Genomic DNA, 12954 nt, shown 5'->3' on the forward strand with positions numbered 1-12954 from the left:
GGGATGTCTCGTAACCGGGTTTCCGGCCTATCGCAATCAATCCTAGTGCTTCATGTCGTCCCAATTGACCATTCTCGGCATCGAAACGAGCTGCGACGAGACCGCCGCGGCTGTCGTGGTGCGCGATGCGTCGGGGAGAGGCGAGATTCTCGGCGAGGTCGTGCTGAGCCAGCTCGAAGAGCATAGTGCCTATGGCGGCGTTGTGCCGGAGATTGCCGCGCGCGCTCACGTCGAAGCGCTGGACAGTCTGATTTCCGAGGCGTTTTTGCGCGCGGGAAAATCGCTCGAGGACGTCGATGCCATTGCCGCAACAAGCGGCCCGGGGCTGATCGGCGGCCTCATCGTCGGGTTGATGACCGGCAAGGCGATTGCGCGGGCGACGGGCAAACCGCTCTATGCCATCAACCACCTCGAGGGCCACGCGCTGACGGCGCGGCTGACCGACGGGCTGTCCTTTCCCTATCTGATGCTGCTCGTTTCCGGCGGGCATACCCAGCTCGTGCTGATCCGTGGCGTCGACGACTACGAGCGCTGGGGCACCACCATCGACGACGCGCTGGGCGAGGCCTTCGACAAGACCGCCAAGCTGCTGGGGCTGCCCTATCCGGGCGGGCCGGCGGTCGAGCGCATGGCGAAGTCGGGCAATCCGGAGCGCTTCACCTTTCCGCGTCCGCTCGTCGGTGAGGCTCGGCTCGATTTTTCGTTCTCCGGCCTCAAGACGGCTGTGCGCCAGGCGGCGCAGTCGATCGAACCGGTGACTGAACAGGATATCGCCGATATCTGCGCCTCCTTCCAGCGCGCCGTCTCGCGCACGCTGAAGGACCGCATCGGCCGCGGGCTCGAACGGTTCCGCACGCTTTATCCCGATGTTGTCGCGCCGGCGCTCGTCGTTGCCGGTGGTGTCGCGGCCAATGCGGAACTGCGCGCCACGCTGCAGGCGCTCTGCGACAAGAACAGGTTCCATTTCATCGCGCCACCGCTCGCGCTTTGCACCGACAACGCCGCGATGATCGCCTGGGCCGGGCTGGAGCGCATGGCGGCCGGTTTTGCACCCGACGATCTAGCGGTTGCGCCACGGTCGCGCTGGCCGCTCGACAAGCAGGCGGCAAGCCTTCTCGGATCCGGCAAGCGGGGAGCCAAGGCATGACGATTTCAAAGCGCATCGCCGTGGTCGGTGCGGGCGCTTTCGGCACCGCGCTGGCCAGCGTCGCCGCGAGCGGCGGGGACGTCACGCTTGTCGGCCGCGATGCCGCAGTCGTCGAGGCCATGCGCGCGACGCGACGCAATGAAAAGGCGTTGCCGGGCATCGATTTGCCGGAAAAGCTTGCCTTCAGCGCCGATGTGGAGACCATTCGCGGCGCCGGAATCGTACTCTTCGCCATGCCATCGCAGGCGCAGCGCGAGGCCGCGAAAAACCTCGCGCCGCTGCTGGCGCCTGGCACGGCCGTCGTCATCTGCGCCAAGGGCATGGAAAAGGGCACCGGCCGGCTGCTGACCGAAGTGCTGGAAGAGGAGTTGCCCGGCCGCGAGGTTGCGGTGCTCTCCGGCCCCGGATTTGCCGCCGATATCGCCAGGGGCCTGCCGACGGCGATGGTGATCGCGGCGCGCACGGCCGAGATCGGCGCGGCCCTGGCGCAGGCGCTGTCTGGCCCGACCTTCCGGCTCTATCCATCGACAGACCGCATCGGCGTGCAGCTCGGCGGCGCGCTGAAAAATGTACTGGCGATTGCCTGCGGCATCATCGAGGGCGCCGAGCTCGGCGATTCGGCGCGGGCGGCGCTCATTTCGCGCGGACTTGCGGAACTGTCGCGTTTCGTCGAGGCGCATGGCGGCGAGGGTATCACGGTGACGGGGCTTTCCGGCTTGGGCGACCTCGTCTTGACCGGCACCAGCCACCAATCGCGCAATCTGCGTTTCGGCATCGCGCTGGGCCGCCATGGCACCGCCGCCGGCTGGTCCGGCGATCTCGTCGAGGGCGCCTTTGCCGCTTCCGTCGCCTCGGGCGTGGCGGCGCAGAAGGGTATCGACATGCCGATCACCGACGCGGTCGCCCGCATCGTCGACGGCACGCTCGACGTGAAGACAGCGATCGGGCAGCTGATGACGCGCCCGATCACCCAGGAATGACAAGGCCAGAAAAACAAGAGAAGGATTGTTTCATGCTTTTCGCATTCACCTGCGCTGACAAGCCCGGTGCGCTTCAGGTGCGCCTCGATACACGGCCTGAACACGTCGCCTATCTCAACGAACTCAATGCGGGCGGAAAGCTCGCCTTTGCCGGGCCGTTCCTCGGTGACGACGGCAAGCCGACCGGCAGCCTCGTCGTGGTCAAGGCCGAGACGATCGAAGAGGCGCGGCAGATCGCCGACAACGACCCCTATGCCAAGGCTGGCCTGTTCGCCTCCGTCGAGGTGAAAGCTTGGAACTGGGTCTTCAACAATCCGGAGGCGTAAGCTGAATGGCATTCTGGCTCTATAAATCCGAACCCTTCAAATGGTCCTGGCAGATGCAGAAGGATGCGGGCGAGGCCGGCACGGAATGGACGGGCGTGCGCAACTATCTCGCGCGTAACCACATGCGGGCCATGGCAATCGGCGACAAGGGCTTCTTCTACCATTCCAACGAGGGCCTGGAGATCGTCGGCTTTACGGAAGTCTGCGCGCTCTCGCATCCGGATTCGACCGCCGGCGAGGACCCGCGCTGGGACTGCGTCGACATCCGTGCCCTACGCGACATGCCAAGACCGGTGTCACTCAAGGACGTCAAGGCCAATCCGAAGCTTTCCAACATGGCGCTCGTTACCTCCATGCGCCTTTCGGTGCAGCCGGTGACCGAGGACGAGTGGATCGAGGTCTGCCGCATGGGCGGCCTCGACAACCCGCCACGCTGATGCTCCGCATCGCTTTCCAGCGTTTCGGAGTGACGCCGGCGTGAAAACCGATCCCGAATTTTTCATTCTGGAGAACACGGATGTGCTCGCCCCGCCGCATGTGCCGGAGGTAAAACTCCGCCTCGCCACGGAAGCACATGATCTCTGGCTGAAGACCGAGGACGAACTGGAGGCGATCGGCCTGCCGCCGCCCTTCTGGGCCTTCGCCTGGGCGGGTGGGCAGGGGCTTGCCCGCCATGTGCTCGATCATCCGCAGCTGGTCGCCGGCAAATCGGTGCTGGATTTTGCGAGCGGCTCCGGCCTTGTCGGCATCGCGGCGCGCATGGCGGCTGCTTCAGCGGTACTGGCGGCCGATATCGATCCCTGGAGCGCTACGGCGATCCGGTTGAATGCGGTGCTCAATGGCGTCGCCCTCGCCTCGACGTCCGACAATATGGTCGGCCGCGACGAAGGCTGGGAGGTGGTGCTCGCCGGAGACGTCTTTTACGACCGCGGCTTTGCCGACGTCCTCATTCCGTGGTTCTCGATGCTGGCGGCGCGGGGCGCGACGGTGCTCGTCGGCGATCCCGGCCGCGCCTATTGCCCGCGCGAGCGCATGGAGGCGCTGGCGACCTATACGGTTCCGGTGACGCGGGCGCTTGAGGACAGCGAGGTCAAGAAGACCACGGTGTGGCGCTTCAATAGCTCGGCCTGACGACGCAGACGCCCATTTCCCACGAGCAGCCATCCTGGCCCGGAACGACATGGATGACTTTCGGCCCGCCGCGGCTGAAGCGCGGTGCGTCGATCACTTCGGCATAATCGTCATTGCCGTCGATATAGAAGTAGGTGCCGTTGCCGCGGTCGCGATACGCGGTGATCGCCCCGCCATAAAAATTGCCGTCCCGCCAGCCGCGATGCTCACGGCGACGTTCGGCATAACGCGAGCCGCGGTCTTCGCGGTCGCGGTGCCGCCAGGACTCACGGTGATGGCGGTCCCTGTCGCGCCGCGTGATGGAGCCGCCGTCGATGTTCGGCTGAGACCAGCCGAAGCCGTCCTTGTTGCCGCCGGCCTGGGCGGCCGTCATGCCGCTGGTGGCGAGTGCGATTGCAAGTCCTAGAACTTTGGTCGCATGGCACGCTGAAAACAGAGTCATTCTGTCCTGCCTTCCGAATTACGCTTAACAAATCGTTAATGGCAGGATGAGGCAGGGAGCAGCAAAAGTCACGGATTTCTCCGGGAATTTCGGCGATATCGTTAATGGGCGGAAAGCGTCTCGAAATGGCGCAAACGGCGATTGCCGTATAATCGATTAAATTCATTTTGCAGTGCAATGAGGCTTGTGGTCCCGCCCTCTGGTGAGTAAACGTCGCAATCACTACATTGTGCACAACATACTGCAATTCCGGAGAAAATTTGTCCAGTTTTTGGCTCTCCGGGATTCCGCGAGGTTCAGATGGCGAATGTCACTCGAAGCCGGCCGCTCTCGCCGCATCTCCAGGTCTACAAACCGATCCCGACGATGGTCATGTCCATCGTTCATCGCATAACCGGTGCCGCACTGTACTTCGGTACCGTGCTGGTCGCCTTCTGGCTGATCGCGGCTGCGTCCGGTGAAGCCTATTTCGAATGGGCCAACTGGCTCTTCGGCTCGCTGGTCGGCCGCCTCGTGCTGTTCGGCTACACCTGGGCGCTGATGCAGCACATGCTGGGCGGCCTTCGCCACTTCATGTGGGACATGGGCCACGGTTACGAGAAGAATTTTTCCACCAAACTCGCCATCGCAACCCCGGTCGTCTCCGTCGCCCTGACGGTGCTGATCTGGATCGTGGCCTACCTGGCCCGCTGAGGAGAGCCCCATGGACATGCGCACGCCCCTCGGCAAGGTTCGCGGCCTCGGCTCGGCAAAGGACGGCACGGAGCATTTCTGGCGCCAGCGCCTGACGGCCGTCGCCAACGTTCCGCTCATCCTGTTCTTCATCGGTTTCCTGATCTGCTACAACGGCGCGTCCTACGCCGAAGTCACCGCAGCGCTCTCGAACCCGATCGTCGCCGTCCTCATGGGCCTCGTCGTCGTCTCCGGCCTCATCCACATGAAGCTCGGCATGCAGGTCATCATCGAGGACTACGTGCATGCGGAGGGCATCAAGATCGGCCTTCTCATGCTCAACACCTTCTTCGCGATTCTCGTCGGCGGGCTCTGTCTTTTCGCCGTCCTCAAAATCGCTTTCGCAGGATAATCCATCATGGCAGCGATCTCCTCCCCGGCGGCCAACGGCAAGGCCTATAACTATGTGGACCACTCCTTCGACGTGATCGTCGTCGGCGCCGGCGGTGCGGGTCTGCGCGCCACGCTCGGCATGGCCGAGCAGGGCCTCAAGACCGCCTGCATCACCAAGGTTTTCCCGACGCGTTCGCACACCGTCGCCGCCCAGGGCGGCATTGCGGCCTCGCTGCAGAACATGACGCCGGATAGTTGGCAGTGGCACCTTTACGACACCGTCAAGGGCTCCGACTGGCTCGGCGACGTCGATGCCATGCAGTATCTCGCCATGGAAGCGCCGAAGGCGGTCTATGAGCTGGAGCATTACGGCGTGCCCTTCTCGCGCAATGCGGAAGGCAAGATCTACCAGCGGCCGTTCGGCGGCCACATGCAGAACTACGGCGAAGGCCCGCCGGTGCAGCGCACCTGTGCCGCCGCCGACCGGACCGGCCACGCCATCCTGCACACGCTCTACGGCCAGTCGCTCAAGCACAATGCGGAATTCTTCATCGAGTATTTCGCGCTCGACCTGATCATGGCCCCCGATGGCCGTTGCACCGGCGTCGTCGCCTGGAACCTCGATGACGGCACGATCCATCGCTTCGCCGCCAAGATGGTGGTGCTGGCGACCGGCGGCTACGGCCGCGCCTACTTCTCCGCTACCTCGGCGCATACCTGCACGGGCGATGGCGGCGGCATGATCGCGCGTGCCGGCCTGCCGCTGCAGGACATGGAATTCGTGCAGTTCCACCCGACCGGCATCTATGGCGCCGGCTGCCTCATCACCGAGGGTGCGCGCGGCGAAGGCGGCTATCTCGTCAACTCGGAAGGCGAGCGCTTCATGGAGCGTTATGCCCCGTCGGCGAAGGACCTGGCGTCGCGCGACGTCGTCTCGCGCTGCATGACGATGGAAATCCGTGAAGGCCGTGGCGTCGGCAAGAACAAGGACCACATCTACCTGCATCTCGACCATCTCGACCCCGCCGTTCTGCACGAGCGCCTGCCGGGCATTTCCGAGAGCGCAAAAATCTTCGCCGGCGTCGACGTGACGCGCGAACCGATCCCGGTCCTGCCGACCGTGCACTACAATATGGGCGGCGTGCCGACCAACTATTGGGGTGAAGTGCTGAACGCCAACAGCGAGAACCCGGAACGCATCGCGCCCGGCCTGATGGCTGTCGGCGAAGCCGGCTGTGCCTCGGTGCACGGCGCCAACCGTCTCGGCTCGAACTCGCTGATCGACCTTGTGGTGTTCGGCCGCGCCGCCGCCATCCGCGCCGGCCAGGTGATCGACCGCGTCGGCGCCGTGCCGGCACTCGACATTGCCGCCTGCGACAAGATCATGGACCGCTTCGATCGCCTCAGGAACGCCAATGGCGGCACGCCGACGGCGATCCTGCGCGACAAGATGCAGCGCACGATGCAGGACGACGCGGCGGTGTTCCGCACGCAGGAATCGCTCGAAAGCGGCTGCAAGCGCATGACGGCGATCTGGAAGGAGCTGCCGGATATCAAGGTCACCGACCGTTCGATGATCTGGAACTCCGACCTCGTCGAGACACTGGAGCTGGAAAACCTGATGGCAAACGCCATCACCACGGTCTACGGTGCCGAAGCGCGCAAGGAGAGCCGCGGCTCGCATGCCCGCGAAGACTATGTCGACGGCCCCTTCGCCGGCCGCGACGACGTCAACTGGCGCAAGCACACTTTGTCCTGGGTAAACGAGGCGGGCGACGTGTCGCTCGACTATCGCCCGGTGCACACCGACCTCATCGCGGACGGGATCGATCCCCAAAAGATCGCGCCCAAAGCCCGCGTGTATTGATCCCGAGGAGAACAGGACATGGTTGAACTCGCTCTCCCGAAAAACTCGCAGATGACCGAAGGCAAGGTCTGGCCGAAGCCGGCCGGTGCCACGAACACCCGCGAGTTCCGCATCTACCGCTGGAACCCGGACGACGGGAAGAACCCGTCGATCGACACCTTCACCATCGACGTCGACGATTGCGGCCCGATGGTGCTGGATGCGCTGCTCTACATCAAGAACAAGATCGACCCGACGCTGACGCTGCGCCGCTCCTGCCGTGAAGGCATCTGCGGCTCCTGCGCCATGAACATCGACGGCACCAACACGCTCGCCTGCACCAAGGGCATGGACGAGGTGAAGGGTACGGTAAAGGTCTATCCGCTGCCGCATATGCCTGTCGTGAAGGATCTTATTCCAGACCTCACCAACTTCTACGCCCAGCACCGTTCGATCGAGCCGTGGCTCAAGACCGTGTCGCCGACGCCGGCCAAGGAATGGAAGCAGAGCCACGACGATCGCCAGAAGCTCGACGGCCTCTACGAGTGCATTCTGTGCGCCTGCTGCTCGACCTCCTGTCCGAGCTATTGGTGGAACGGCGACCGCTATCTTGGCCCGGCCGTCCTCCTCCAGGCCTATCGCTGGCTGATCGACAGCCGCGACGAAGCCACGGGCGAGCGCCTCGACAATTTGGAAGATCCCTTCCGCCTCTACCGCTGCCACACCATCATGAACTGCGCCCAGGCCTGCCCGAAGGGGCTGAACCCGGCCAAGGCCATCGGCGAAATCAAGAAGATGATGGTCGAGCGCCGTCTCTGACCTACATATTCGGCATTCACGAAACGTGAGAAGGCGGCTCGAACAATCGGGCCGTTTCGTCTTGATTCGTGTGGGCGATTCACGTTAATTCGGCGAGAAATGCTGCAGGGCAGCAGTATCGGGCAGATATTGGGAGTTTCGACATGCGGATTGTACATGTAGCAGGCGGACTGATGATGGCGCTTGCTCTGGCGGGTTGCCAGCGGACCTCGTCGATGGACAGCGTCAATACGCAGCAGAACATCCAGCCGCTGGAAGCGCAGCCGATCGGTACTGTTTCTTCGAGTCAGCTGCCTGATCCGACGACCGATACCTCCGGCCAGTTCCCCGAAAAGCCGACGACCGACACGGCGATGGCGACGGGCACTGGTGTTGCCGGTGATGCGGCCGCTTCGGCAGCGGGTCTCGAGGTCAAGAAGGAAGCCATGGTCGGCAACTGGCGTGTCGCGAGCGGCCCGTCCTCCTGCGACATGTTCCTGACGCTGACCAATCTCGGTGGCGGTTCGCGTGGCGGTACGCGCGGTTGCGCGGGCGAGCTGACGGCGATGGGCTCCTGGGAAGTGGCGGGCAAGCAGGTCGTGCTGAAGGACCGCAACGGCAGCCCGATCGCGCGTCTTTACAAGACGGCCGATTCCCAGTTCAACGGTACGACCAATTCGGGTCAGCCCGTCAGCCTCTCGCGTTGATCCGCATTTTCATACGACACGGATAAAAGCCGTCCATGGGCAAGAACTGGGACAGCGGGTCGACGCATCCGGACAAGGGCGTCTCGGATAGGCTGCAGGCCCTTGTCGCCAGTGGAGACTTGACGCCGGACCTGGCGCAGAAGGCGATGGCGGCGCGTTTCGACCGTCTGCTCGTCGATCTTCATGCCCAGCGCCCGGCGCGCAAATCAAGCGCGCTCGGCTGGCTCTTCGCCTCCCGCAAGCCCGAAAGCGTCAGCGCCCCGAAGGGTCTCTATCTCTATGGCGGCGTCGGGCGCGGCAAGACCATGCTCATGGACATGTTCTTCGAGCAGGCGCGGGTGAAGCGCAAGCGGCGGGCGCATTTCCATGAATTCATGGCCGATGTGCATGACCGCATCCACAAGCATCGCCAAAGGCTGAAGGCCGGTGAGACCAAGCAGGCAGATCCCGTGCCGCCGGTCGCCGAAAGCCTTGTCGAGGAGGCGCGGCTCCTCTGCTTCGACGAGTTTTCCGTAACCGATATCGCCGATGCGATGATCCTGTCGCGCCTCTTCGGCGAGCTTTTCCAGCGCGGCTGCATCCTTGTCGCGACATCGAATGTCGAGCCCGACAACCTCTACAGGGACGGGCTCAACCGCGGCCTCTTCCTGCCCTTCGTCGACCTGCTCAAGAAGTATGTCGAGATCGTGCCGCTGGATTCCTTGACGGACTATCGCATGGAAAAGGACAGCGGCCTGCCGGTCTTCCGCCATCCACTGGGCGATGAGGCCGACATGGCCATGAATGCCGCTTGGCTGCGCGAGACTTCGGGCATGGCCGCCGCTCCGGCAACCATTTCTTTCCGGGGGCGCACCATTGCCGTGCCGCGGGCGGCGGGACGCATCGCGCGCTTTTCCTTCACGGATCTCTGCGAAAAGCCGCTCGGCGCGGCCGACTATCTCGAAATCCTGGCGCATTACGACACGTTGTTCGTCGACCATGTTCCCTTGCTCGGGGCGGAGAAACGCAACGAGACGAAGCGCTTCATCAATCTCGTCGACACGATTTACGACCATCGCGCGCGGCTTTTCGCATCGGCTGCGGCAGCGCCCGAAAACCTGCTCGTCACGCGCAAGGGCACCGAAGGCTTCGAATTCGATCGGACAGTGTCGCGCCTCATCGAGATCCGCAGCACGGAATATCTGGCGGACCACAAGGCCCGTTACAGCAAAGACGTGACGGAAGCATGACGGATTTTCTTACGTTTACGTAAGATTTTTTGCATCTAACCGATTGAAAAACTTCAGTCCAAAAGTATGTGTTGAAATTTTAACCTTAGAAGCGTAAGCCCTTGCGCCGAAAGGTCCTGCAATTGCGACATTCGGGGCCTGTTGATCGGAGCAAAGGAAGCTTTCATGGCCCGCAAGAAGATCGCACTTATTGGTTCTGGAATGATCGGTGGCACGCTGGCGCATCTCGCCGGCCTGAAGGAACTGGGCGACATCGTCCTCTTCGACATCGCCGACGGCATTCCGCAGGGTAAGGGCCTCGACATCGCCCAGTCCTCGCCGGTCGAAGGTTTCAATGCCTCGCTGACGGGTGCAAGCGACTACGCCGCAATCGAAGGCGCCGATGTCTGCATCGTCACCGCCGGTGTTGCCCGCAAGCCCGGCATGAGCCGCGATGATCTGCTCGGCATCAACCTCAAGGTCATGGAACAGGTCGGCGCCGGCATCAAGAAATATGCCCCGAACGCCTTCGTCATCTGCATCACCAACCCGCTCGACGCGATGGTCTGGGCGCTGCAGAAGTTCTCCGGCCTGCCGAAGAACATGGTCGTCGGCATGGCCGGCGTGCTGGACTCGGCCCGTTTCCGCCTCTTCCTCTCCGAAGAATTCAAGGTCTCCGTCCAGGACGTCACCGCCTTCGTTCTCGGCGGCCACGGCGACACGATGGTGCCGCTCGCCCGCTACTCGACCGTCGGCGGCATTCCGCTGACCGACCTCGTCAAGATGGGCTGGGTCACCAAGGAACGCCTCGAAGAAATCATCCAGCGCACCCGTGACGGCGGCGCCGAAATCGTCGGCCTGCTCAAGACCGGCTCGGCCTATTACGCACCGGCCGCTTCGGCGATCGAAATGGCCGAATCCTTCCTCAAGGACAAGAAGCGCGTGCTGCCTTGCGCTGCCTATCTTTCCGGCCAGTACGGCGTGAAGGACATGTATGTCGGCGTGCCCACCATCATCGGCGAAGGTGGTGTCGAGCGCATCATCGAGGTCGAGTTCAACAAGGCCGAACAGGAAGCTTTTGAGAAGTCGGTTGGTGCCGTTGCGGGTCTTTGCGAAGCCTGCATCAACATCGCGCCTTCGCTGAAGTAATCCGGTATCAGGATAGGATTCCCCTATGAACATTCATGAATATCAGGGCAAGGCTCTGCTGAAGAGCTTTGGCGCCCCGGTCGCCGAGGGCGTTGCCATCTTCTCCGCCGACGAGGCGGAAGCGGCTGCGAAGTCGCTTCCCGGCCCGCTCTACGTGGTCAAGAGCCAGATCCACGCCGGCGGCCGCGGCAAGGGCAAGTTCAAGGAACTCGGCCCCGACGCCAAGGGTGGCGTGCGCCTCGCCTTCTCGATCGAGGAAGCCAAGGCCCACGCCAAGGAAATGCTCGGCAACACGCTGGTCACCGCGCAGACCGGCCCGGCCGGCAAGCAGGTGAACCGCCTCTATATCGAGGATGGCGCCGACATCGACCGTGAACTCTACCTGTCGCTGCTCGTCGACCGCTCCGTCGGCCAGGTTGCCTTCGTCGTTTCGACCGAAGGCGGCATGGACATCGAGGCTGTCGCCCACGACACGCCGGAAAAGATCCTCACCGTCGCGATCAACCCGGAAGCCGGCGTTACCGCCGACGACCTGGCGAAGCTCACCTCGGCCCTGAAGCTTGAAGGCGAAGCCAAGGCTGACGCCGAAAAGCTCTTCCCGATCCTCTACAAGGCCTTTGTCGAGAAGGACATGAGCCTGCTCGAGATCAACCCGCTGATCGTCATGAAGAACGGCCGCATGCGCGTTCTCGACGCCAAGGTCTCGTTCGACGGCAACGCGCTGTTCCGCCACGACGACATCAAGGCGCTGCGCGACGAAACCGAAGAAGACGCCAAGGAAATCGAGGCCTCCAAGTGGGATCTCGCCTATGTGGCGCTCGACGGCAACATCGGCTGTATGGTCAACGGTGCCGGCCTCGCCATGGCGACGATGGACATCATCAAGCTGTACGGCAAGGAGCCGGCGAACTTCTGCGACGTCGGTGGTGGTGCCGGCAAGGAGAAGGTCGCTGCGGCCTTCAAGATCATCACGGCCGACCCGAAGGTCGAGGGCATCCTCGTCAACATCTTCGGCGGCATCATGAAGTGCGATGTCATCGCTGAAGGCGTCGTCGCAGCGGTGCAGGAAGTGGGCCTCAAGGTTCCGCTGGTCGTTCGTCTCGAAGGCACGAATGTCGAACTTGGCAAGAAGATCCTGAACGAATCGGGCCTGGCGATCACCGCCGCCGACGATCTGGACGATGCTGCCAAGAAGATCGTTGCCGCGATCAACGGCTAATTGAAGGACCTGACCTCATGTCGATTCTCGTCAACAAGAACACCAAGGTCCTCGTTCAGGGCCTGACCGGCAAGACCGGTACTTTCCACACCGAGCAGGCGCTCGCCTATTACGGCACGCAGATGGTCGGCGGCATCCATCCGAAGAAGGGCGGCGAAACCTGGAGCGGCTCGAAGGGCGAAAGCCTGCCGATCTTCGCCTCGGTTGCCGAAGCCAAGGAAAAGACCGGTGCGGACGCTTCCGTGATCTACGTTCCGCCGGCAGGTGCTGCGGACGCCATCATCGAGGCGATCGAAGCGGAAATCCCCTTCATCACCTGCATCACCGAAGGCATCCCGGTTGCCGACATGGTGCGCGTCAAGGCTCGCCTCGACCGCTCCTCCTCGCGCCTGCTCGGCCCGAACTGCCCGGGCATCCTGACGCCGGAAGAATGCAAGATCGGCATCATGCCGGGCTCGATCTTCCGCAAGGGTTCGGTCGGTATTGTTTCGCGCTCCGGCACGCTTACCTATGAAGCCGTCTTCCAGACCTCCAACGAAGGCCTCGGCCAGACGACGGCTGTCGGCATCGGCGGCGACCCGGTCAAGGGCACCGAATTCATCGACGTGCTGGAGATGTTCCTGGCGGACGACGCCACGACCTCCATCATCATGATCGGCGAAATCGGCGGCTCGGCTGAAGAAGATGCGGCGCAGTTCCTCATCGACGAAGCCAAGAAGGGCCGCAAGAAGCCGATGGCCGGCTTCATCGCGGGCCGCACCGCACCGAAGGGCCGCACCATGGGCCACGCCGGCGCTGTCGTTTCCGGCGGCAAGGGCGACGCGGAATCCAAGATTTCCGCGATGGAAGCCGCGGGCATCCGCGTCTCGCCGTCGCCGGCACGCCTTGGCAAGACGCTGGTCGAAGTCCTGAAGGGCTGAGACATCAGAACTGGAT

General features: G+C 63.2%; 15 protein-coding genes. 14 read left to right on the forward strand and 1 reads right to left on the reverse strand.

Annotated features, from left to right (window positions below; all coding sequences use genetic code 11):
• The first annotated feature begins 52 nt into the window (after window positions 1-52).
• From tsaD to MUO32_RS22005, 5 genes are read left to right on the forward strand one after another with little or no spacing between them, the layout of a single operon-like run.
• On the forward strand, window positions 53-1147 hold the full coding sequence (tsaD, locus tag MUO32_RS21985; protein ID WP_257950519.1) for a tRNA (adenosine(37)-N6)-threonylcarbamoyltransferase complex transferase subunit TsaD: 1095 nt from the start codon (window positions 53-55) through the stop codon (window positions 1145-1147).
• A gap of 2 nt (window positions 1148-1149) precedes the next feature.
• Window positions 1150-2127 (forward strand): NAD(P)H-dependent glycerol-3-phosphate dehydrogenase, encoded by a 978-nt coding sequence (locus MUO32_RS21990; protein ID WP_257950593.1) that lies wholly within the window; start codon window positions 1150-1152, stop codon window positions 2125-2127.
• Between the two features lie 32 nt (window positions 2128-2159).
• Window positions 2160-2453 (forward strand): YciI-like protein, encoded by a 294-nt coding sequence (locus tag MUO32_RS21995; protein ID WP_257950520.1) that lies wholly within the window; start codon window positions 2160-2162, stop codon window positions 2451-2453.
• Window positions 2454-2458: 5 nt separating this feature from the next.
• Window positions 2459-2890, forward strand: coding sequence for an EVE domain-containing protein (locus MUO32_RS22000; protein WP_257950521.1), 432 nt, complete (start codon window positions 2459-2461; stop codon window positions 2888-2890).
• Window positions 2891-2930: 40 nt separating this feature from the next.
• Entirely contained in the window at window positions 2931-3584 is a 654-nt protein-coding gene (locus MUO32_RS22005; RefSeq protein ID WP_257950522.1) for a methyltransferase, read from the forward strand.
• On the opposite strand, the gene MUO32_RS22010 is transcribed toward MUO32_RS22005, so the two are convergent.
• On the reverse strand, window positions 3568-4026 hold the full coding sequence (locus MUO32_RS22010; RefSeq protein ID WP_257950523.1) for a hypothetical protein: 459 nt from the start codon (window positions 4024-4026) through the stop codon (window positions 3568-3570). The genes MUO32_RS22005 and MUO32_RS22010 overlap by 17 nt on opposite strands.
• 300 nt (window positions 4027-4326) lie before the next feature.
• Between MUO32_RS22010 and sdhC the strand changes: the two genes are divergently transcribed.
• The 9 genes from sdhC to sucD all read left to right on the forward strand — a co-directional run bounded on the left by sdhC (window position 4327) and on the right by sucD (window position 12938).
• Window positions 4327-4719 (forward strand): succinate dehydrogenase, cytochrome b556 subunit, encoded by a 393-nt coding sequence (gene sdhC / locus MUO32_RS22015; protein WP_257950524.1) that lies wholly within the window; start codon window positions 4327-4329, stop codon window positions 4717-4719.
• A 10-nt stretch (window positions 4720-4729) separates the two neighbouring features.
• Entirely contained in the window at window positions 4730-5110 is a 381-nt protein-coding gene (sdhD, locus tag MUO32_RS22020; RefSeq protein WP_256119432.1) for a succinate dehydrogenase, hydrophobic membrane anchor protein, read from the forward strand.
• A gap of 6 nt (window positions 5111-5116) precedes the next feature.
• Window positions 5117-6958 (forward strand): succinate dehydrogenase flavoprotein subunit, encoded by a 1842-nt coding sequence (sdhA, locus tag MUO32_RS22025; protein WP_257950525.1) that lies wholly within the window; start codon window positions 5117-5119, stop codon window positions 6956-6958.
• A gap of 18 nt (window positions 6959-6976) precedes the next feature.
• On the forward strand, window positions 6977-7756 hold the full coding sequence (locus MUO32_RS22030) for a succinate dehydrogenase iron-sulfur subunit (RefSeq protein ID WP_257950526.1): 780 nt from the start codon (window positions 6977-6979) through the stop codon (window positions 7754-7756).
• A gap of 143 nt (window positions 7757-7899) precedes the next feature.
• Entirely contained in the window at window positions 7900-8442 is a 543-nt protein-coding gene (locus MUO32_RS22035) for a protease inhibitor Inh/omp19 family protein (protein WP_257950527.1), read from the forward strand.
• A 35-nt stretch (window positions 8443-8477) separates the two neighbouring features.
• Window positions 8478-9671: a cell division protein ZapE gene (gene zapE, locus MUO32_RS22040; protein ID WP_257950528.1), complete on the forward strand. Its 1194-nt coding sequence runs from the start codon at window positions 8478-8480 to the stop codon at window positions 9669-9671.
• Window positions 9672-9836: 165 nt separating this feature from the next.
• Window positions 9837-10799, forward strand: a complete 963-nt coding sequence (gene mdh, locus MUO32_RS22045; protein ID WP_069060766.1) for a malate dehydrogenase — start codon at window positions 9837-9839, stop codon at window positions 10797-10799.
• A gap of 25 nt (window positions 10800-10824) precedes the next feature.
• Complete coding sequence (sucC, locus tag MUO32_RS22050; protein WP_069060767.1) at window positions 10825-12018, forward strand: ADP-forming succinate--CoA ligase subunit beta; 1194 nt, start codon at window positions 10825-10827, stop codon at window positions 12016-12018.
• A gap of 17 nt (window positions 12019-12035) precedes the next feature.
• The gene (sucD, locus tag MUO32_RS22055; RefSeq protein ID WP_257950529.1) at window positions 12036-12938 is read left to right on the forward strand and encodes a succinate--CoA ligase subunit alpha; all 903 of its coding nucleotides are present in this window, start codon (window positions 12036-12038) and stop codon (window positions 12936-12938) included.
• The last annotated feature ends 16 nt before the right edge of the window (window positions 12939-12954 follow it).

The sequence above is a fragment of the Shinella sp. CPCC 101442 genome, assembly GCF_024704725.1.
In the GTDB taxonomy this organism is placed as follows: domain Bacteria; phylum Pseudomonadota; class Alphaproteobacteria; order Rhizobiales; family Rhizobiaceae; genus Shinella.

Excerpts from the sequence above, each read along its gene's own strand:
- MUO32_RS22010 (WP_257950523.1), bottom strand. The coding sequence starts at position 4,026 with ATGACTCTGTTTTCAGCGTGCCATGCGACCAAAGTTCTAGGACTTGCA.
- MUO32_RS22035 (WP_257950527.1), top strand. The coding sequence starts at position 7,900 with ATGCGGATTGTACATGTAGCAGGCGGACTGATGATGGCGCTTGCTCTG.
- MUO32_RS22000 (WP_257950521.1), top strand. The coding sequence starts at position 2,459 with ATGGCATTCTGGCTCTATAAATCCGAACCCTTCAAATGGTCCTGGCAG.
- sdhC (WP_257950524.1), top strand. The coding sequence starts at position 4,327 with ATGGCGAATGTCACTCGAAGCCGGCCGCTCTCGCCGCATCTCCAGGTC.
- tsaD (WP_257950519.1), top strand. The coding sequence starts at position 53 with ATGTCGTCCCAATTGACCATTCTCGGCATCGAAACGAGCTGCGACGAG.
- zapE (WP_257950528.1), top strand. The coding sequence starts at position 8,478 with ATGGGCAAGAACTGGGACAGCGGGTCGACGCATCCGGACAAGGGCGTC.
- sucC (WP_069060767.1), top strand. The coding sequence starts at position 10,825 with ATGAACATTCATGAATATCAGGGCAAGGCTCTGCTGAAGAGCTTTGGC.
- MUO32_RS22030 (WP_257950526.1), top strand. The coding sequence starts at position 6,977 with ATGGTTGAACTCGCTCTCCCGAAAAACTCGCAGATGACCGAAGGCAAG.
- sucD (WP_257950529.1), top strand. The coding sequence starts at position 12,036 with ATGTCGATTCTCGTCAACAAGAACACCAAGGTCCTCGTTCAGGGCCTG.
- mdh (WP_069060766.1), top strand. The coding sequence starts at position 9,837 with ATGGCCCGCAAGAAGATCGCACTTATTGGTTCTGGAATGATCGGTGGC.
- sdhA (WP_257950525.1), top strand. The coding sequence starts at position 5,117 with ATGGCAGCGATCTCCTCCCCGGCGGCCAACGGCAAGGCCTATAACTAT.
- MUO32_RS21995 (WP_257950520.1), top strand. The coding sequence starts at position 2,160 with ATGCTTTTCGCATTCACCTGCGCTGACAAGCCCGGTGCGCTTCAGGTG.
- sdhD (WP_256119432.1), top strand. The coding sequence starts at position 4,730 with ATGGACATGCGCACGCCCCTCGGCAAGGTTCGCGGCCTCGGCTCGGCA.